We start from the raw sequence: 17,990 nt of genomic DNA, 5'->3' as shown, positions 1-17,990 counted from the left end.
AATAGTGGCGACAATCGCCACGGGGATAAACGGGAGGAATGGGACATGAATATGACGCAAACCGTGCCGTCGCGCGAGGAAGCGGCGGCGAACGGGATGGTCGTTGCCTGGCACGCGGCGCAGGCGCCCGACCGGATGGCGGTCGTCTCCGAAATGGGAAGCCGTACATTCGGCGAGCTGAACGCACAGGCGAACCGGCTCGTCCGCGCGCTGCGGCGGGCCGGCCTCGGAGCGGGCGACGCGGTCGCGCTGCTCTGTTCCAACCGCCCGGAATTCATCGAGGTCATGGTGGCCTGCCAGCGCGGCGGCTTCCGCGTCACGCCCATCAACTGGCACCTGTCCGGCGGCGAGGTCGGTTACATCGTGGAAAACTGCGAGGCGAAGGCCTTCATCGCCGATACGCGCTTTGCCGGCAGCGCGCAGGAAGCGGCGGCCATGTCGTCCATGCTGGTCGCAAAGCTCGCGGTGGGCGGCCCCGTCGAGGGCTTCGACGCCTATGACGCGGCGCTCGCGGCGGAAGACGGTCACGACATCGAAGACCCCGTCCTCGGCTCCCAGATGCTCTACACCTCCGGCACGACCGGCCATCCCAAAGGCGTCTACCGGCGGCAGGCCCCGGGCGCGGCGCCTCTGGTCGTCAAGCTGACGGAGACGGCGGCCTTCCGCCCGGAAGGCGACATGGCGCTCGTCACCGGCCCGCTCTATCACGCCGCGCCGCTGGCCCTGAACATGAGCTTTCCGCTCAATAACGGCATCGGCGTCGTGCTGATGGACAAATGGGACGCGGAGGAAACGCTGCGCCTCATCCAGGAACATCGCATCACCCACACCCATGTCGTGCCCACCATGCTTCACCGCATGTTGCAACTGCCCGACGAGGCGAAGGCGAAATACGATACCTCCTCCCTGCGCTGGATCCTGCACGGCGCGGCGCCATGCCCGGTCCATGTGAAGGAAGGCGCGATCGACTGGTTCGGTCCGGTCGTCTTTGAATATTACGCGGCGACGGAAGGCGGCGGCATCTTCATCGCGTCGGAAGAATGGCTCGAACGGAAAGGGTCCTGCGGGCGGCCGCTGCCCGGCGTCGAGGTGCAGATCCAGGACGAGGACGGAAATCCTCTGCCGGCGGATGAAGTGGGCACCGTCTATTTCAAGGCGCCGGAGGACGGCCGCTTCGAATATTTCAAGGCGCCCGAAAAGACCGACAGCGCCTATCGCGGCAATTACTACACCATGGGCGATATGGGCTATTTCGACAGCGACGGCTATCTCTTCCTCACCGGCCGCAGCGCGGAGGTCATCATTTCCGGCGGCGTGAACATCTACCCGGCCGAAATCGACCAGGAACTGCTGAAACACGCGGCAATCGCGGACGCCGCCGTGGTCGGCGCGCCGAACGAGGAATGGGGCGAAGAGGTGAAAGCCGTCGTCCAGCTCAATGAAGGCTTCGCCGCCGACGATGCGATGCGCGCCGAACTCCTCGCCTTCGCCGCCGAGAACCTCCCCGGCTACAAGCGCCCGCGCAGCATCGACTTCGTGGAAGAGCTGCCCCGCATGCCCTCCGGCAAGGTACTCCGCCGCGTCATCCGCGACGGCTACTGGCAGGGCGCCAAGAAGATCTAGGGATCCGGGGAATATCGGTCCCGGCAGTCGCTTCGACGCCTCATCTGCATTATGAAAGGGCATGGCGGTTTTCCGTCATGCCCTTTGTGTTCAGCAAATGCGTTGTCCCGAATGACCCCTCCCGAAAATGAGCGCCGCGCATGAGCGGCCCCGACGCCCGGCATAACATGCTGCTTTTCGTCGTCATCCTCGGCGCCCTGACGGCATTCGGCGCGCTGTCGATCGACATGTATCTGCCGGCCTTTCCGGCGATCAAGGACGACCTGCAAACCACCGCCGGCGCCGTCCAGCGCACATTGGCGGTCTTCTTCCTGGGCATGGCGGTGGGGCAGCCCGTGCTGGGGCCGCTTTCCGACCGCTACGGGCGGCTGAAACCCCTTCTGGGCGGCATTGCCGTCTACATCGCCGCGTCGCTGGTCGCCGCGCAGGCGGACAGCATCGAAATGCTGACGGCCGCCCGCTTCGTGCAGGCGCTGGGCGGCTGCGCGGGCGTGGTCGTCGCACGCGCCATGGTGCGGGATCTTTTCGACGAGCGCGAATCCGCCAGGGTCTATTCCATGCTGATGCTGGTCATGGGCGTCGCGCCCATACTGGCGCCGGTCGGCGGCGGTTTCCTCGTCGCGGCATGGGGCTGGCAGGCGATTTTCTGGTTCCTCGCCAGTTTCGGCGTCGCTTGCTTTCTGGCCGTGCTGTTCGGCCTGGGAGAGACGCTGGCGGAGGAAGACCGTTCCTCGGGCGGCTTCGTCTATGTCCTGCGGGGCTTTCAGTCGCTGGCGCTCGACCGGCAGTTTACCGGGTTTTCGCTGGTTGGCGGCCTCGCCATGTCGGCAATGTTCGCCTATATCGCCGGCTCGCCATTCGTCTTCATCGATCTGGTGGGCGTGTCGCCGGAAACCTTCAGCCTCATATTCGCGATGAATGCCGCCGGGATCATCGCCGCGTCGCAGGCGAATGCGTTCCTTCTGTCGCGTTTTGCGCCGCGCGATCTGCTGCGCGTCGCCCTGCGCGTTCATCTGGCGACATCGCTCGCGCTGGCCCTGTGCGTCTGGTTTTCCCTCGGCGGTCTGGCCGGGCTGATGGTGCCGCTCTTCTGCATGATCGCGAGCCTCGGCTTCATCATTTCCAACGCAACGGCCATCGCCATGGCCCGGGCCGGCGGTTATATCGGGGCGGGCGCCGCCCTGACCGGCATCATCCAGTTCTCGCTGGCCGGGCTTGCCGGCGCGCTCGTCAGCGCCCTGAACGACGGGACGGCATGGCCGATGGCGGCGGTGATCCTGCTGATGAGCATGGGCGCCGTCGCGGTGCATCTGGTCGCGCGGCGCCCGTGAAACCTGCGCCCTGAAACGCACAGCTCGAAACCGGCATCCCTCGAAACCCGGCCGTTTCCGCCGCGCCCGCGCTCTGCCTTGCCCCCGGAAGACCCCGGACCTAGACTCCCGAAAAAACATATGAGGGAGGATGTCATGACGCGGCCGGATCTGGTTATTCGCGGCGGAGTTCTGTTCGACGGTACGGGCGGCAATCCCCGTGAGGCCGACATTGCCGTCAGCGACGGGGTGATTACCGAAGTCGGCGAGGTGAGCGCCTCGGGCGCGGAGGAAATCGATGCGAAGGGCCGCATCGTCACGCCGGGCTGGGTCGATGTGCACACGCATTACGACGGTCAGGTCACCTGGGAAAGCCGCGTAACGCCCTCCGCTTATCACGGGTCCACCACGGTGGTGATGGGCAATTGCGGCGTCGGCTTCGCGCCGGTGCGCAAGAGCGACCATGAAACGCTGATCCGCCTCATGGAAGGCGTCGAGGACATTCCCGGCGCGGCGCTGCATGAAGGTCTTTCCTGGGAGTGGGAAAGTTTCGGCGACTATATGGACGCCATCGAGCGCCTGCCGCACGACATCGACGTGGCCGCGCAATTGCCGCATGGCGCGTTGCGCGTCTATGTGATGGGCGAGCGGGGCGCGCATCGCGAGCCGGCGACCGCGGAAGAGATCGCGCGCATGAAGGAACTGACCGCGGACGCGATCCGGGCCGGCGCGCTGGGCTTCTCCACCACCCGGACCATGGTGCACCGGACGGCGGATGGCGACCTGACGCCGACCGTCGGCGCGGCCGACGCCGAGATGATCGCCATTGCCGAGGGCCTGCGCGATGCGGGCAGCGGCGTCCTGCAATGGGTGTCCGACTTCCAGCAGATGGATCACGAATTCTCGCTGGTCGAGAAGCTGATCGAGGTGTCGGGCCGTCCCTTGAGCTTTTCCATGGTGCAGGCGGATGTGATCCCGGACCAGTGGCGTCAGTTGATGACGCGCCTCGATGCCGCGGCCGGGCGCGGCCTGCCGATCAAGGCGCAGGTTCAGGGCCGTCCGGTGGGCATCATGATGGGCCTGCAGGGCTCGGTGCATCCCTTCATCACCCGCCCGAGCTATATGGCCATTGCCGACAAGCCGCTCGACGAGCGCGTGGCGATCATGCGCGATCCGGCCTTCCGGGCGCGCCTCATCGCGGAGCCGCCGGAAAAGGGCCATCCCTTCGTGAACTCGCTTGCCGGCGCCTATCACAAGATGTTCGAGCTCGGCACGCCGCCCGATTACGAGCCCGGGCCGGAAAAGAGCATTGCCGCGCAGGCCAAGCGCGAGGGCCGCAATCCCGACGAGATCGTCTACGACATGATGATGGAGGAGGACGGCCGGGCGCTCATCTTCTTCGCCATGCACAACTACACCGAAGGCAATCTCGACAATTGCCTGACCATGATCCGCAACCCCAACACGATCTTCGGCCTGTCCGACGGCGGTGCCCATGTGGGGGCGATCTGCGACGTCTCCGTGCCGACCTACATGCTCACCCATTGGTGCCGCGACCGCAGCCGGGGCGAGCGGCTCGACCTGTCCTTCGTCATCAGGAGCCAGACGAAGGATACGGCGGAAGCCGTGGGGCTCAGGGATCGCGGCGTCGTCGCGCCCGGCTACAAGGCGGATCTCAACGTCATCGATTTCGACCGGTTGCAGCTTCGCCAGCCCCGCATGGTCTATGACCTGCCGTCCGGCGCGCGCCGCCTGATGCAGGAAGCGGACGGCTATGACGCCACCATCGTCTCCGGCAAGATCGTCTACCGGCACGGCGAAGCGACCGGCGAACTGCCGGGCCGTCTGGTGCGCGGCGAAAAGCATGCGCCGTCCGCTTTGGCCGCCGACTGACATTCCGTTCGCTTCCTGTTGGCGGCGTCGGTCGCATCGGGCCGCTTTTGCCATATGCAAAAGTGGCCCTTGCTCGTTGTCCGTGCTTGAACGGGTTTCGCATTCGCGTCACTCTCTTGTCGTCGGAGTGTACGCGGAAGGAATGCGTGCGCTTGCGGGCTGGACATCAGTGACAAGAGGCAGGGACTCATGACGGATACACGAAGGAAGCGAGCGGCGACGGCGGGCCGCACTTCGGCTGCGCGGCGCACGTCGGGGCGTAGCGCCACGACACGCACGGCGGCCGCCCGCAAGACGACGGCGGCCAAGAAGCCCGCCACCGGCAAGACCGCGGCGGCGAAGAAAACCTCCGCGGCCAAGAAGCCTGCGGCGAAGAAACCGGCCGCTGCAAAGGCGTCGACGGCAAAGAAGCCCGCTTCCGGGGCAAAGGCGACCGCGGCAAAAAAGCCCGCTGCGAACAAGGCGAAGAGCGCGGCGAAGAAGCCCGCGGCGCGCAAGACCGCTGCGAAAAAGCCTGCGCCCAGCCTGTCGGTCGAAAAGCGGCAGTTGAAAAAGGATCTCGAAAAGCAGGTCCAGCAGCTCTCCAAACAGGTGGACAAGGCGGAGAAGGATGCCGCCAGGGCACTCAGGGAGACCGAACGCGATTATCGCCGGGTGCTCAAGCAGCTCCGCGTCGACCGCGACCGGCTGAAAAAGCGCCTCGGCGTTCTCGCACAGCAGGGCGAAGGCGCATTCGACGATGTGCGTGGCGGTGTCGAAAGCGCGGCCAAGGATCTCTACGAGGCCGTATCCAAGGCCTATGGCCGTTTCAAGTAACAGGGCCTATGGCCGCTTCAAATAAGCGGTCGCAACGCTGACAGGCAAAGGCGGGGCGCTCCTCCAGGGGCGTCCCGCTTTTCATTTGCGGCCCGATCGGGCTTACTCCTCCCAAACGAATTCAATAAAGGGAGGAAGTCATGAACCGCGTACTCGCCCATACGGGCGCGAAATATCCGATCATCCAGGCGCCCATGGGCTGGATCGCCCGCTCGCAGCTCGCCGCTGCCGTCTGCGAGGCCGGCGGGCTCGGCATCATCGAAACCTCGTCCGGCGAGACGGAAGCCTGCAAGGCCGAGATCCTGAAGATGCGCGATCTCACCGCCGCGCCCTTCGGCGTCAATCTGCCGATCCGCTTCCTGAAGGACGACGCCATCATGCGTTTCGTCTGCGAGGAGTCCGGCGTGAAATTCGTCACCACCTCGGCGGGCAGTCCGGCGAAATTCATCGGCCCGCTGCATGAGGCGGGGATAACCGTCTATCACGCGGTCCCGACCGTCGACGCCGCGATGAAATGCGTCGAGGCGGGTATCGACGGTCTCGTCGTCGAAGGTTCGGAGGGCGGCGGCTTCAAGAACCCCGAGGAAGTCGGCACCATGGTCCTCCTGCAGGCGATCCGGCAGCGCACGGATATTCCGCTCGTCGCCGCGGGCGGCATCTGCGACGGCAAGGGCATGGCGGCGGCCTTCGCGCTGGGCGCGGAAGCCGTGCAGATGGGCACCCGCTTCGTGAGCGCGAAGGAAAGCCCCGTCCACCGGAACTACAAGACCGCCATCGTCGAGGCGAAGGAAACGGGCACCTATGTCCTCAACAAGAAATCCACGCCCTGCATCCGTGCCCTGAAGACCGAACGCACGGCGAAGATTCACGAAGACGGTCTGATGCCGCCCGAGACCTTCACGCGGATTCTCGATCTCTATTTCGGCGGCGACATGGAGGCCGCCGTCGGTCTGGCCGGTCAGACCGCGGGACTCATTTCGGAGGTGAAATCGGCCGGGGAAATCATCGAGGAGACCGTCGCCGAGTTCTTCGAGATCGCGGGCCGCATGGGGGCCATGGCGTCTGCGCGCACCTTCGGTTGAATCTTGCCCGAACCTCTGTTCTTTCTTGCCCCAACCATGGTTCTTTCTCAGTGCAATTGAGGGAGCGCCTCGGGGAACGAGGCGCTCTCATACCAGCGTCCACCGAAATGAAGGCCCGCCGCGTTCAGCGCGATGACGAGCCGCAGCGCGGGCCGCCAGGCCGGCGAGGCAAGGCAGGGCGAGCCTTCGCAGCGGGCAAGGCCCTGCAATCCCGCCAGAAAACGAAGCATCTGCGCCTCGTCATCCGTCAGCCGGGGCGTGGTCGGATCGGGAATGCCGAGCGGCCGGCTGATCGTTTGCCTCAGCGCCTTCGTGAAGTCCGCCACGAGATGGCATCCTTCCGGCAGGTCCAGCGCCGCGAAGGCATCGTCGATCAGCCGCGTTTCCTCGGCCGCCTCGCCATGCGGCCATTGCGTCCGCACGGCCCATACCGTGAATTGCTCGCAGAACCCCAGATCGTTCATCGATTGCGCAGCGTGGTAGGGCGGCGCCTGACGGCTTTGGCGGGAAGGTTGGAGAGGGCGGTCCAGCGGCTTCATTCCGGGCTCCTGCATGACGCGGTGGCTGATCCGGAAACCGTATTGCAACTGATAATGACTCGCAACAAGAAACGATGCGACCGCCCGCGCGGGCCGGTCCTGCGGCCTCAATCCGGGGAAAGACCGCCGATAAGTGCCGTAATCATGCGGGCGGCCATCTGCTCTTTCGCCGTCCAGGGAAACTCGGGAATCGTGATGAGGTTGAACACCACGCCCTGCAAACCGCACAGGAAGAGCTGCGATACCAGTGCCTCATCGCCGGGCGCGAGCAGCCTGGCCTCCATACTCTGGGAAACGGCTTCGGCGATGAGGTCCAGCGCGCCGAGGCTCTCGCTCGTCTCCACGAAATAGCGCTCGCCCGGTTCGCTGACACGGTCTTCGATCAGGAAGATCGAGCGATAGTGATCGGGATTGGCAAGCCAGTAGCGGCACCATGCATCGCCCAGGGCGCGAAGGCGCCGCAGCGGATCGCGCTCGGCCGAGGCCTCGCGAAGCCTGTCGGCGAGTTCCGAAAAGGCGTCCTCCCAGATATGGCGCAACAGATCCCGTTTGCCGCCGAACAGCGTGTAAAGCTGTCCCGCCGAGCACCCCGTGGCCTCCGCCACGCGGCGCATCGAGACACCCTCATAGCCGCCACGGGCAAAGAGATCGCGCGCCACCTCGATCACCCGCGCTCTGAGGGCGGCCTCTTCGGCCTCGCTTTTCCGGGGCCGGCCCCGGCTTGTTTTCTGGGTCGCTGGCATCGTCACCGATTTTCTGCTTGAATTAATTGAACACGTTCATAAAAATATTTGCAAGCCGGTTCGCGGCGGCGGCCGCGCAATGAAGGAGGGGCTATGACGGGTGAGAGCAAGAGCGCGGATGTCATCGTGGTCGGGGCGGGCATGGCAGGCCTCAAGGCGGCGATGGAACTGGAAGCGCAAGGGCGATCCGTCATCGTTCTGGAAGCGCGGGACCGTGTCGGCGGACGCCTCATGCCGGGCGAGATTGCCGGCCAGACGATCGATCGTGGCGGGCAATGGGTCGGTCCGACCCAGAAGCTGCTTCTGGCCGAGGCCGAAGCCCAGGGCGTGAAAACCTATCTCCAGTACGACAAGGGCAAGCAGGTGCTGCACTACAAGGGCAAGCACCGAACCTATTCGGGCGATATCCCCGCTCTGCCGCTTCACGCCCTGCTGGAACTCGGCCTGGTCCAGAAGCGCTGGGACCGGGAAATGATGACATTGCCCGCCGACGCGCCCTGGACGGCGCCCAACGCCATGGACTGGGACGGACAGACGCTTGAGAGCTGGATCCGGAAGAACATTCGGACCGAAGGCGCGCGGACCTTCGCCCGCATCGTCTGCCGCGCCGTCTTCTGCGCCGAGCCGGAGCAGATGTCCTATCTCTTTTTCCTGGAATATTTGCGCGGCGGTCACGGCGTCGAGGATTTGATCGGCGTGAAAGGCGGCGCGCAGGAGGCGAAATTCCTTGGCGGCGCTCACTCCATTGCCCGGAAAATGGCCGACGGTCTCAGATCGCCCGTCCAATTCGAGACGCCGGTGCGCGCGATCCGTCAGGACGATGACGGCGTGGAACTCCGGACCGACAAGGGGGCGTTCCGTGCCACCCGCGCGATCATCGCCATCCCGCCGACGCTCGCCTCCCGCATCCATTACGACGCGCCGCTGCCCTCGCTGCGCGACGGGCTCATGCAACGCATGCCCATGGGCTCGGTTATCAAGGTGCATGTTGCCTATGACAAACCCTTCTGGCGCAAGAATGGCCTGGCAGGCATGGCGGTCAGCGATGCTCATGCCTTCAATGTCGTTTTCGATCAGACGCCGGAGGATGAATCTGTCGGCATACTGGTCGGCTTCATCGATGGCGACCATGCTACCGCGATGAGTTCGATGGGGGATAACATCCGTCGCAACGAGGTCGTGAAGGCCCTCACCGACTATTTCGGCCCCGAGGCACGCGAGCCCATCGACTATGTCGACCAGGACTGGACGGCGGAGGAGTGGAGCAGGGGGTGCTATGTCGCTCATATGGCGCCCGGCGTGTTGACGCGCTTCGGCGAGGCGCTGCGCGCACCTGTCGGCCGCCTCCACTGGGCGGGCACCGAAACGGCGACCGAATGGGCCGGCTACATGGACGGCGCCCTTCAGTCCGGCATTCGCGCCGCCCGGGAGGTTACGCGGCAGCTGCCGCGCTGAAGCGGTGGGTGTGAGTGTCACATTGTGAAATTTCGCTTCCCGGGCGCAACGCCGATTGACAGCGCTGTTCATGACCATTATTTCTCCGCTCGAACGCAATCGCACGTGCCACTGGCCACCACACGGTTAAGTAACGGCGTACGCGTCTCTTTGGACAATTTCGGCGGCGCCGACCGTTTCGGGCCACCCGCCGGGTTTCGAGGGAGATTGCATATGGCCGGTTCAAGACCGAGGGGCTGACGCCCCGGATCAACCGGGTCATCCGTCAGGGCGATACGTTCGGAAACTCCGACAAGCTCATGACTGTTGAAGCGAGGTGCATTCGGCCTCGCACCCGGACATAGCCCCGAGCGAGGGGCGTGAGCGCGTTTCATCCGCGAAATCGTAATAATTTATCCAAGGCCCCGGCGGGCGATCCCATACAGGCAATGGTTGCGTGGGGCGGCGTCCGGCAAGCCAAGGTCCATCTACTGGTTGGGGAGAGGCACTATGACCGAATCCAATGCCCTCTTCCAATTGGGGATCGACTTGAACCGCGATTCAAGCAGCACCCAGGCGGAAGTACTCGAGTTTCCTGTTCAGGCGCCGTCGGAAGAGGCCGAAAAGGCCGATACCGTCGAAGCCGGGCCCTACACGTCGTCCGACGAGCGCACCGATTTCTTTATCGAGCGCGACGGTGTTCGCTATGCCGGTACGCATCTGATTATCGATCTGGTCGGCGCGAGCCGTCTGGACGACATCGAGCATATCGAGAAGGCGCTGAGGCGCTGCGTGGAAGTGTCCAAGGCGACGCTGCTGCATATCCATCTGCATCACTTCACGCCGAATGGCGGCGTGTCGGGCGTGGCCGTGCTGTCGGAGAGCCATATCTCCATCCATAGCTGGCCCGAGGCGGATTATGCCGCGCTCGACGTGTTCATGTGCGGCGAAGCCGAGCCCCACAACGCCATCGAAGTGCTGCGCGAAGCCTTCAGCCCGTCCGACATTCGTGTCGGCGAACACCTGCGCGGACAGGATATGGTCTGATGCCGTTCAAGGACGACAAAGGCGGACGCTGGATCGACGAAACCCTCTATGAAGAGGAGGGTTTCGTCTGCACCTTTCGCGCGGACAAGGTCATTTATGAAGAAACGACGGGACAGCAATCCCTGGTGATCTTCGAGAATGCCTTGTTCGGCCGGATGATGGCGCTTGACGGCGTAACCCAGCTCACCATGCGCGACGAGTTCATCTATCACGAGATGATGACCCATGTGCCGATCCTTGCGCATGGCGGCGCAAAGCGTGTGCTCATCATCGGCGGCGGCGATGGCGGTATCCTGCGCGAGGTGACGCGGCACAAGACGGTCGAGCACGTCACCATGGTCGAGATCGACCCTTCGGTGACGGAGTTTGCAAAGAAGCACCTGGCCGAAGTCTCCAACGGCGCATTCGACGACCCGCGTCTCAACCTCGTTTTCGCCGACGGTGCGAAATTCGTGGAAGAGACCGAAGACCGCTATGACGTCATCATCGTGGATTCGACGGACCCGATCGGTCCCGGCGAGGTGCTGTTTCGTGAGGAATTCTACCGGGCCTGTGCCGGATGCATGAATGAAGGAGGCGTCGTCGTCACCCAGAACGGCGTGCCCTTCATGCAATCGGAAGAGCTGGCCGGCACCATGGAAAAGTTCCGCCGGATTTTTGCAATGGGCACCTGCTATCTCGCGACCATTCCGACCTATGTCGGTGGGCCGATGGCGATGGGCTGGGGCACCGACAATGCGTCCCTGCTGGACGTGTCCGTCGAGGAACTCGTCAACCGCTATGAAGCCGCGGGGCTTTCGACGCAATATTACACGCCCGAGGTCCACAAGGCGGCGTTCGCTTTGCCGGGTTACGTGTCGAAGATTACGGGTGGCCGCTGAGTAGACCGGGGTGTGAGGGTGATTCGCCTTAATGTCCCCGGAAAGAGCCCGCAATATTCCTCCGCCGGGACAGGCTGCCACGGTGCGGAATAGCGGGAGCCCCACTTGTTTGCCCTTTTTTTACTTTGAACACCAATTCGAATGGATTGGTAACCATGCCGGATGTTATTTTCCTGTCATAAAGTCCCTGCGCATTTCTTCTGGCACGATGTAGGGCATGTCCCCGGGGGTGGGGATGTTTTCGGAGGATAGGGTGACATGCGGCAAATGGGTGTGCGGCCGGTCAAAAGTCTCGATCAGCGCGATGGGCAAGGCGACTTCGACGAGATGGAACCTCTTCGGCCGGTTGACGTGATATTCGTCAGCGGCGGAATGCTGCTCTCGGCGGCGACGGTCGTACTGGCGTTGTGGAAGCTTAAAGACCTGATTTTCTGACGCCCGCCGGGAGTCCGGTGCCTCAGGCGAGCTTCTCGTCGGCGACGACAATGCCGTCTCCGTCCGCATAGACCCATGCGCCCGGGCGGAAAGTCACGCCCGCGAACCGAAACGCTTTTCCAAATTCGCCGAGGCCCCGCTTCTCGCTCTTGCGCGGATGCGCCGCCAGGGCCTTGATGCCGATCGCGCAGTCTTCGAGCTCGGCGGTGTCGCGTATGCAGCCATTGACGATTACCCCGGCCCAGCCGTTTTGCTCCGCCAGCTCGCCGAGATTGCCGCCGAAAAGGGCGCAGCGCATGGACCCGCCGCCATCCACCACGAGCACACGGCCCTTGCCTTCCCTTTCCACGGCCTCGCGGACTTTCGTATTGTCCTCGAAAGCGGCCAGCGTGACGATCTCGCCGCAAAAAGCCAGCACGCCGCCGAAATCGGCAAAAACCGGTTCGGCATATTGAAGCCGGTCGGAAAACTCGTCGGAAAGGTCTGTGGTGGCGGGTGCTGACGTTGCGTCGGGGCCGGTTGCCATGGGGTGTCCTCTGCTTCTGGAGTTGCGCGGTTGCGCTCACCGCAAAAGGCGATACGCTTTTTGCTACTAATATCAGAAGACCGGCCGGAATAGGCCGCGGCGCGAAGAAAAAGCGGCCATATCCTGCCTGCATTTCATACGACCCCGGCACTGCGCCGGGTGGGAGGGAAAATGTCGGTAGCGGAAAAGATCGAAGCGGCGCCTGCGCCGCGTATCGCCATATTGGGTGCCGGTGTGGCCGGCATCTGTATGGGCATCAAGCTGAAGCAGGCAGGCTTCAACGACTTCACCATCTATGAGAAGGCCGGCGAGATCGGCGGGACCTGGCGGGAGAACACCTATCCCGGTTGCTCCTGCGACGTGCCTTTGCACATGTACCAGTTCTCCTTTGCGATGGAGCCGGACTGGGAAAAGAAATATGTGCGCTCTACCGACCTCAAGACCTATCTGGAACGTGTGGTGGATGAATTCGGCCTGCGCCCGCATCTGAGCCTCAATACGGAAATCGACGAGGCTCGTTTCGACGAGCGGGCGGGGCTCTGGCGCCTGAAGAGCGGCGACCGTGAGTTCGAGGCCAACGTGTTCGTTGCCGGATCGGGGCAGCTCCATCACCCCCTTTATCCGAATATTCCGGGCCGGGAGGACTTCAAGGGAGAAAGCTGGCACTCGGCGAAGTGGAACCATGACTACGATCTCGCCGGGAAACATATCGGCGTCATCGGCACCGGGGCCAGCGCCATTCAGTTCGTGCCGGAAATCGCCAGGACGGCCGGGAAGGTAAGCATGTTCCAGCGCTCCGCCGCCTGGGTGCTGCCGCGTCCGCAGCGCGAATTTGCCGGTTGGGAAAAGGCGCTCTACCGCGTCATGCCGCCGCTGATGAAATTGCAGCGCTGGAAAGTTTACTGGCAGGGCGAACTCCTGTGGCTGACCTTTCACAAGGGCGCGGAAAAGATCAAGGAAGCCGCCATTGAGGCCATGAAGGAGCACGTCACCGACCCGGAAAAACAGGCAAAGCTCACGCCGGACTATGAGCCGGGCTGCAAGCGTGTGCTCTTTTCCGACGAGTGGTGGCCGGCCATGGCGCGCGACAATGTGGATGTGATCACGGAACCCGTCGAGCGTATCACCGAAAACGGCATCCGCTTGAAGGACGGCTCGGAGATCACGCTCGATGCCATCGTTTATGGCACCGGCTTCGATACGACCCATTTCCTTGGGCCGATGAAGGTAACGGGGCTTGGCGGCCGCGATCTGAAGGAGGCCTGGCATGATGGGGCACAGGCTCATTACGGCATGGGCGTGTCAGGCTTTCCCAACTTCTACATGCTCTATGGACCCAATACCAATCTCGGGCACAACTCGATCATCTTCATGATCGAGTGCCAGGCGAATTACATCACCCGGCTCGTAGAAAAGCTGCAGGAAGACGACCTGGTCTATCTGGACGTGAAAGCGGAGGCGCAGAAGCGCTATAACGACCGCGTTCAGGCGGACAACGAGAACTCCGTTTTCGCCAGCGGCTGCACCAGCTGGTACAAGACCGAGAGCGGGCGGGTCACCAACAACTGGGCGAACTACACCTTCCGTTACTGGTGGGAGACGCGGCACCCCGACTTCGCCGAGTACAATTCCAGGGCGCGGCTGGACGCCGGTGGCCGGAACGTGGAAACGGGGAAGCCTGCATCCATCGCCGCGGCGGAATAGGAGGTCCGGCGGCGCTCGTGAAGCACGGCGCCGCCGACGCCTTCAAAGAGCGTCGTAGGATGCAGCCAGGAGCGACATGGCGCGCGGATCCCCGGCAAGGTCCGGCCCCATCTGGTTCATGACGTAGGAAATACCGATGCCGGCGACAGGGTCGCAGGCCACGAAGGAACCGCCCCAGCCGGAATGGCCGATTGTCGGCTCATTGGGGCCATAGAGAATGCCGCCCGCATTGCGCAAGACGCCCGCCCCCCAGCTTCCCTGAAGCCCCAGAACAAGGTCCTCGTTGGAAATCTGCTCGGCGGACATGCGGGCAAGTGTCTCCTTGCCGACAAGCGTCGTGCCGTTGAGCGTGCCGCCGGCAGCGACGGCGCCGAACAGCTTCGCGAGCGCGCTCGCCGTACCCCGTCCATTGGCGGAGGATATCTCGGCCGCCCGCCAGGCGCGTTCATTGGGCGCGGTCGCGGAAGGCGCAGGGTTCGCGAAGGTCAGTTTCTGTATGTCGTTGAGGTTGGCGGCATCGAGCGGTTGCGCGTTCGGCGCGGCGATCATTTCGGCGATCCGGGGTTCTTCGCTCTCCGGCAGGCCGATGAAGAAGTCGACCTCCCAAGGACCGGCGATTTCGTCCCGCAGAAACTGGCCGATTGTCTTGCCGGTGATGCGCTTGACGAGTTCACCGGTGATAAAGGCATAAGTGAGTGCGTGGTAACCGGACCGCGTGCCGGGCTCCCAGAGAGGCTCGGCCGCCGCCATGCGGGCAGCCATGTCGTCATGGTCGTAGAGGTTTTCTGCCGTGAGCGGCTCGCGCAGCGTGGAAAGGCCGGCCTGATGCGAAATGGCCTGTCCGACGGTAAGGCGGTCCTTGCCATGTGTGCCGAATTCCGGCCAGTACCGGACCATGGGGTCGTCATAGGAGAGTTCTCCCCGTTCCACCAGACGGGCGAGGCAGAGCGCGGCGACGGCCTTGGTCGTCGACCAGACATTGGGCAGCGTATCCCTCTGCCAGGGTTTCGTGCGCGCTGCGTCTGAATGGCCGCCCCACAGATCGACCAGATAGTCGCCATCCTTCCAGATCGCAAAGGAAGCGCCGACATCGCCCCGTTCGGTAAAATTGGCTGCAAAGGCGTCGCGCACGGCCTCGAAGCCGGGCGCGACATTTCCCTGAATATCGACGGTGTTGCTGTCCGACATGTTCTCCTCCCTCTTGTCTTGTTGGGAAGAGCTTATCGGCAAAGGGAGCGTTTACGTAGGCGAAATCGGACCTTGCCTCACTCTGCGCGCTCCGCCATCTCGCGCACCGCCGCTGCCGTGAAATCGTCGGCGGGCATAAAGGTCTCGATGATCAGTTCGGAAAAGGTGATATCCACGGCCGTCGTGAAGACCGTGGTCGCACTGAAGAACGAAAGCGTACCCGCCTCGCTTCGGAACTTCAGCGGCACGATGAGCCCGCCGAACTCGGCATCGTAATTCTCGACCGGTTTCCTGCCGCCCGGATAAGCCTCCAGCTCGGCGATCAGCGTGGCCAATCCCTCGCCATGAGCCAGCTCCAACTGTTGCTGCAGGCGGGAAAAGACATGCGCTCGCCATTCGCCCAGATTCTCGATGCTTGGTGCGAGACCGTCAGGATGCAGGCTAAGGCGCAGCACATTAACCGGCGGCTCCAGCAGTTCGGTGGAAACGCCTGCCAGAAGGAGCGGGATGCCCGAATTGGCGGCGACGAGGTTCCAGTGCCGGTCGACGGCGAGCGCGGGGAACGGCTCATGTGCGGCGAGCATGAGATCGATGGCGCGCCGCGCCGCGCCGGCATCCGGACTGTCGAGCCGCGTCTCGGAAAAGATGGGCGCGAAGCCTGCCGCAATCAGCAGGGCATTCCGTTCCCGCAGGGGAATCCCCAGCAGTTCCGACAGGTGAAGCAGCATCTGCCGGCTGGGCATGGAGCGGCCCGTCTCGAGGAAGCTCAGATGGCGGGCAGATATTTCCGCATCGCACGCGAAGGCGAGCTGGCTCATCCGGCGGCGCTGCCGCCAGTCCCGAAGCATCTCGCCCACCGATGTCGTCTGCCTGTCCATGTCCGAAAGGCTAGTCCGGCTCGGGAAAGCAAACAATTACCTCCCGCGTAATCGACCCGCGGCGCTAGCCGATGGAAGGATCGTCTCATTACAGGCGAGAAGGAGATCCTGAAATGGCTATCGTACTTTCCAATACGTTCACCCTGCGCAATGCGCTCTACCTCGACGGTGTGGCAAGCGGTTTGATGGGAACGCTGATGATGGCGGCCTCCGATCCGCTGTCGGGGTTGTTCGGTCTGCCCGCCGCAGCCCTTTTCTGGGTTGGCGTCGCTTTCATCCCCTGGATGGTGGCGCTCGTCCTCATGGGCCGCCGCGTACCGATCAATGAAACGCTCGTTTCCATCGTCGTGGAAATCAACATTGCCTGGATCGTGGCAAGCGGTGCATTGATGCTCGGTGCGTGGCTGGGCGGTTGGGTGGAGATGACGGCGCTCGGCTATGTCTTCGTCGCAGGGCAGGCGCTCGCCGTGGCGATCTTCACCGAACTCCAGATCCTGGCCCGCCGGGGCAAATAAAAAAGGCCGCGGGAGAAATCCCGCGGCCTTCGCTTTTGTCCGAAGTTCTGGCGACCGGATTAGTCGGCCGACTTCTTGAACTGCGCGCTTTCCGTGCTGTCGCCGAGAGCCGTCGTGGAGCTCTGGCCGCCGGCGGAGGCAACCGACACCATGTCGAAATAGCCCGTGCCCACTTCGCGCTGATGGCGCGTGGCGGTGTAGCCGTCGCCTTCGGCGCCGAATTCGGCCTGCTGCAGCTCGGAATAGGCGGCCATGCCGCGATCCTTGTAGCCGCGAGCCAGCTCGAACATGCCGTAGTTGAGCTGATGGAAGCCGGCCAGCGTCACGAACTGGTACTTGTAGCCCATGGCTGCGATTTCGCGCTGGAACTTGGCAATCGTGTCCTTGTCCAGGTTGGCTTCCCAGTTGAAGCTCGGCGAGCAGTTGTAGGCCAGCATCTGGTCCGGGTACTTCTTCTTGACCGCTTCGGCGAAGCGCTTGGCGTCGTCGAGGTTCGGAACTGACGTTTCCCACCACAGCAGGTCGGCGTAAGGCGCGAAGGCCAGGCCGCGATTGATGCAATGATCGACGCCCGTGCCGTCCTTCAGGCGGTAGAAGCCTTCAGCCGTGCGGCCCGCATCGAAGTCGATGAAGTCGTGATCGTATTCGTCGATGTCGGAAGTGATGAGCTTCGCGGACTCAGCGTCCGTGCGAGCCATGATGAGGGTCGGCGTGCCCATCACGTCGGCGGCGAGGCGCGCGGCGTTGAGGTTGCGGACGTGCTGCTTGGTCGGGATCAGCACCTTGCCGCCCAGATGACCACACTTCTTCTCGGAAGCGAGCTGGTCTTCATAGTGGACGCCAGCGGCACCGGCCTCGATGTAGGCCTTCATGATTTCGAAGCAGTTGAGCGGGCCACCGAAGCCGGCTTCGGCGTCGGCCACGATCGGCACGAACCAGTCGCGCTTCGCGCCACCTTCGGAATGCTCGATCTCGTCCGCGCGCTTCAGCGTGCGGTTGATGCGGCGGGCGAGCTCCGGGCCGGCATTGGCCGGGTAGAGGCTCTGGTCGGGATACATGGCGGAGGCGGTGTTCGCATCGGCGGCAACCTGCCAGCCGGAGAGATAGATCGCCTTCAGGCCGGCACGGACCATCTGCATCGCCTGGTTGCCGGAAAGGGCGCCGAGCGAGTGGATGTAGTCTTCCGTGTGCAGGCCTTCCCAGAGCTTGTTCGCGCCGCGCGTGGCAAGCGTGTACTCGATGGGGAAGGAGCCGCGCAGCTTTTCAACGTCTTCGACGCTGTAGTTGCGCTCAACATTGTCGAACCGGCCCTTGGGTGCGCCGGGAATGAGGTCGTAGAAAGTCTTGCTCATGTTTTCATTCCTCGTAATCGGAGG

At 63.5% G+C, this 17,990-nt stretch carries 17 protein-coding genes; 11 read left to right on the top strand and 6 right to left on the bottom strand.

Features of this window, described 5'->3' with window-relative positions:
• Positions 1-45 precede the first annotated feature (45 nt).
• From FHS78_RS10675 to FHS78_RS10655, 5 genes are all read left to right on the top strand, one after another.
• Positions 46-1,623 carry an AMP-binding protein gene (locus FHS78_RS10675; protein WP_167094018.1) on the top strand — a complete coding sequence of 526 codons (1,578 nt, stop codon included), beginning with the start codon at positions 46-48 and terminating at the stop codon, positions 1,621-1,623.
• Between the two features lie 140 nt (positions 1,624-1,763).
• The gene (locus FHS78_RS10670; protein WP_205305277.1) at positions 1,764-2,954 is read left to right on the top strand and encodes a multidrug effflux MFS transporter; all 1,191 of its coding nucleotides are present in this window, start codon (positions 1,764-1,766) and stop codon (positions 2,952-2,954) included.
• Between the two features lie 135 nt (positions 2,955-3,089).
• Positions 3,090-4,826, top strand: a complete 1,737-nt coding sequence (locus FHS78_RS10665; protein ID WP_167094016.1) for an N-acyl-D-amino-acid deacylase family protein — start codon at positions 3,090-3,092, stop codon at positions 4,824-4,826.
• Between the two features lie 189 nt (positions 4,827-5,015).
• A complete protein-coding gene (locus tag FHS78_RS10660) occupies positions 5,016-5,642 on the top strand; it encodes a sll1863 family stress response protein (RefSeq protein ID WP_167094014.1) in 627 nt (208 codons plus the stop codon).
• Positions 5,643-5,782: 140 nt separating this feature from the next.
• A complete protein-coding gene (locus FHS78_RS10655) occupies positions 5,783-6,724 on the top strand; it encodes an NAD(P)H-dependent flavin oxidoreductase (protein ID WP_167094012.1) in 942 nt (313 codons plus the stop codon).
• A 47-nt stretch (positions 6,725-6,771) separates the two neighbouring features.
• Here the strand turns inward: FHS78_RS10655 and FHS78_RS10650 are convergent, their stop codons facing one another.
• The gene (locus FHS78_RS10650; RefSeq protein ID WP_167094010.1) at positions 6,772-7,263 is read right to left on the bottom strand and encodes a hypothetical protein; all 492 of its coding nucleotides are present in this window, start codon (positions 7,261-7,263) and stop codon (positions 6,772-6,774) included.
• 107 nt (positions 7,264-7,370) lie between these two features.
• Positions 7,371-8,006: a TetR/AcrR family transcriptional regulator gene (locus tag FHS78_RS10645; protein WP_246220452.1), complete on the bottom strand. Its 636-nt coding sequence runs from the start codon at positions 8,004-8,006 to the stop codon at positions 7,371-7,373.
• Between the two features lie 93 nt (positions 8,007-8,099).
• Between FHS78_RS10645 and FHS78_RS10640 the strand changes: the two genes are divergently transcribed.
• The 4 genes from FHS78_RS10640 (at position 8,100) to FHS78_RS10625 (ending at position 11,803) form a co-directional block, all read left to right on the top strand.
• Entirely contained in the window at positions 8,100-9,461 is a 1,362-nt protein-coding gene (locus FHS78_RS10640; protein ID WP_167094006.1) for a flavin monoamine oxidase family protein, read from the top strand.
• A 699-nt stretch (positions 9,462-10,160) separates the two neighbouring features.
• On the top strand, positions 10,161-10,487 hold the full coding sequence (speD, locus tag FHS78_RS19775; RefSeq protein ID WP_425500299.1) for an adenosylmethionine decarboxylase: 327 nt from the start codon (positions 10,161-10,163) through the stop codon (positions 10,485-10,487).
• Positions 10,487-11,368, top strand: a complete 882-nt coding sequence (gene speE, locus FHS78_RS10630; protein WP_167094002.1) for a polyamine aminopropyltransferase — start codon at positions 10,487-10,489, stop codon at positions 11,366-11,368. Before speD ends, speE begins: the two co-directional genes overlap by 1 nt.
• Before the next feature lie 258 nt (positions 11,369-11,626).
• Positions 11,627-11,803 carry a hypothetical protein gene (locus FHS78_RS10625; RefSeq protein WP_167094000.1) on the top strand — a complete coding sequence of 59 codons (177 nt, stop codon included), beginning with the start codon at positions 11,627-11,629 and terminating at the stop codon, positions 11,801-11,803.
• 22 nt (positions 11,804-11,825) lie between these two features.
• Here FHS78_RS10625 and rraA read toward each other — a convergent pair whose 3' ends face one another.
• Positions 11,826-12,329, bottom strand: a complete 504-nt coding sequence (rraA, locus tag FHS78_RS10620; RefSeq protein WP_167093998.1) for a ribonuclease E activity regulator RraA — start codon at positions 12,327-12,329, stop codon at positions 11,826-11,828.
• Between the two features lie 171 nt (positions 12,330-12,500).
• Between rraA and FHS78_RS10615 the strand changes: the two genes are divergently transcribed.
• The gene (locus FHS78_RS10615) at positions 12,501-14,033 is read left to right on the top strand and encodes a flavin-containing monooxygenase (RefSeq protein ID WP_167093996.1); all 1,533 of its coding nucleotides are present in this window, start codon (positions 12,501-12,503) and stop codon (positions 14,031-14,033) included.
• 42 nt (positions 14,034-14,075) lie between these two features.
• Here FHS78_RS10615 and FHS78_RS10610 read toward each other — a convergent pair whose 3' ends face one another.
• On the bottom strand, positions 14,076-15,221 hold the full coding sequence (locus FHS78_RS10610) for a serine hydrolase domain-containing protein (protein WP_167093994.1): 1,146 nt from the start codon (positions 15,219-15,221) through the stop codon (positions 14,076-14,078).
• Positions 15,222-15,298: 77 nt separating this feature from the next.
• Entirely contained in the window at positions 15,299-16,099 is an 801-nt protein-coding gene (locus tag FHS78_RS10605) for a helix-turn-helix domain-containing protein (RefSeq protein WP_167093992.1), read from the bottom strand.
• Between the two features lie 113 nt (positions 16,100-16,212).
• On the opposite strand from FHS78_RS10605, the gene FHS78_RS10600 reads away from it, so the two are divergent.
• Positions 16,213-16,614 (top strand): hypothetical protein, encoded by a 402-nt coding sequence (locus FHS78_RS10600; protein ID WP_167093990.1) that lies wholly within the window; start codon positions 16,213-16,215, stop codon positions 16,612-16,614.
• Positions 16,615-16,673: 59 nt separating this feature from the next.
• On the opposite strand, the gene aceA is transcribed toward FHS78_RS10600, so the two are convergent.
• Complete coding sequence (aceA, locus tag FHS78_RS10595; RefSeq protein WP_167093988.1) at positions 16,674-17,966, bottom strand: isocitrate lyase; 1,293 nt, start codon at positions 17,964-17,966, stop codon at positions 16,674-16,676.
• Between the last annotated feature and the right edge of the window lie 24 nt (positions 17,967-17,990).

The organism is Parvibaculum indicum, from assembly GCF_011762095.1.
Classification (GTDB): domain Bacteria; phylum Pseudomonadota; class Alphaproteobacteria; order Parvibaculales; family Parvibaculaceae; genus Parvibaculum; species Parvibaculum indicum.
Note: the sequence above shows the minus strand (reverse complement) of the source record. Positions and strands in the feature narration are given on the sequence as shown.

What these genes read in the sequence shown, in the direction of transcription:
- FHS78_RS10675 (WP_167094018.1), top strand. Translation starts at nt 46, where the DNA reads ATGAATATGACGCAAACCGTGCCGTCGCGCGAGGAAGCGGCGGCGAAC.
- FHS78_RS10670 (WP_205305277.1), top strand. Translation starts at nt 1,764, where the DNA reads ATGAGCGGCCCCGACGCCCGGCATAACATGCTGCTTTTCGTCGTCATC.
- FHS78_RS10665 (WP_167094016.1), top strand. Translation starts at nt 3,090, where the DNA reads ATGACGCGGCCGGATCTGGTTATTCGCGGCGGAGTTCTGTTCGACGGT.
- FHS78_RS10660 (WP_167094014.1), top strand. Translation starts at nt 5,016, where the DNA reads ATGACGGATACACGAAGGAAGCGAGCGGCGACGGCGGGCCGCACTTCG.
- FHS78_RS10655 (WP_167094012.1), top strand. Translation starts at nt 5,783, where the DNA reads ATGAACCGCGTACTCGCCCATACGGGCGCGAAATATCCGATCATCCAG.
- FHS78_RS10650 (WP_167094010.1), bottom strand. Translation starts at nt 7,263, where the DNA reads ATGAAGCCGCTGGACCGCCCTCTCCAACCTTCCCGCCAAAGCCGTCAG.
- FHS78_RS10645 (WP_246220452.1), bottom strand. Translation starts at nt 8,006, where the DNA reads ATGCCAGCGACCCAGAAAACAAGCCGGGGCCGGCCCCGGAAAAGCGAG.
- FHS78_RS10640 (WP_167094006.1), top strand. Translation starts at nt 8,100, where the DNA reads ATGACGGGTGAGAGCAAGAGCGCGGATGTCATCGTGGTCGGGGCGGGC.
- speE (WP_167094002.1), top strand. Translation starts at nt 10,487, where the DNA reads ATGCCGTTCAAGGACGACAAAGGCGGACGCTGGATCGACGAAACCCTC.
- FHS78_RS10625 (WP_167094000.1), top strand. Translation starts at nt 11,627, where the DNA reads ATGCGGCAAATGGGTGTGCGGCCGGTCAAAAGTCTCGATCAGCGCGAT.
- rraA (WP_167093998.1), bottom strand. Translation starts at nt 12,329, where the DNA reads ATGGCAACCGGCCCCGACGCAACGTCAGCACCCGCCACCACAGACCTT.
- FHS78_RS10615 (WP_167093996.1), top strand. Translation starts at nt 12,501, where the DNA reads ATGTCGGTAGCGGAAAAGATCGAAGCGGCGCCTGCGCCGCGTATCGCC.
- FHS78_RS10610 (WP_167093994.1), bottom strand. Translation starts at nt 15,221, where the DNA reads ATGTCGGACAGCAACACCGTCGATATTCAGGGAAATGTCGCGCCCGGC.
- FHS78_RS10605 (WP_167093992.1), bottom strand. Translation starts at nt 16,099, where the DNA reads ATGGACAGGCAGACGACATCGGTGGGCGAGATGCTTCGGGACTGGCGG.
- FHS78_RS10600 (WP_167093990.1), top strand. Translation starts at nt 16,213, where the DNA reads ATGGCTATCGTACTTTCCAATACGTTCACCCTGCGCAATGCGCTCTAC.
- aceA (WP_167093988.1), bottom strand. Translation starts at nt 17,966, where the DNA reads ATGAGCAAGACTTTCTACGACCTCATTCCCGGCGCACCCAAGGGCCGG.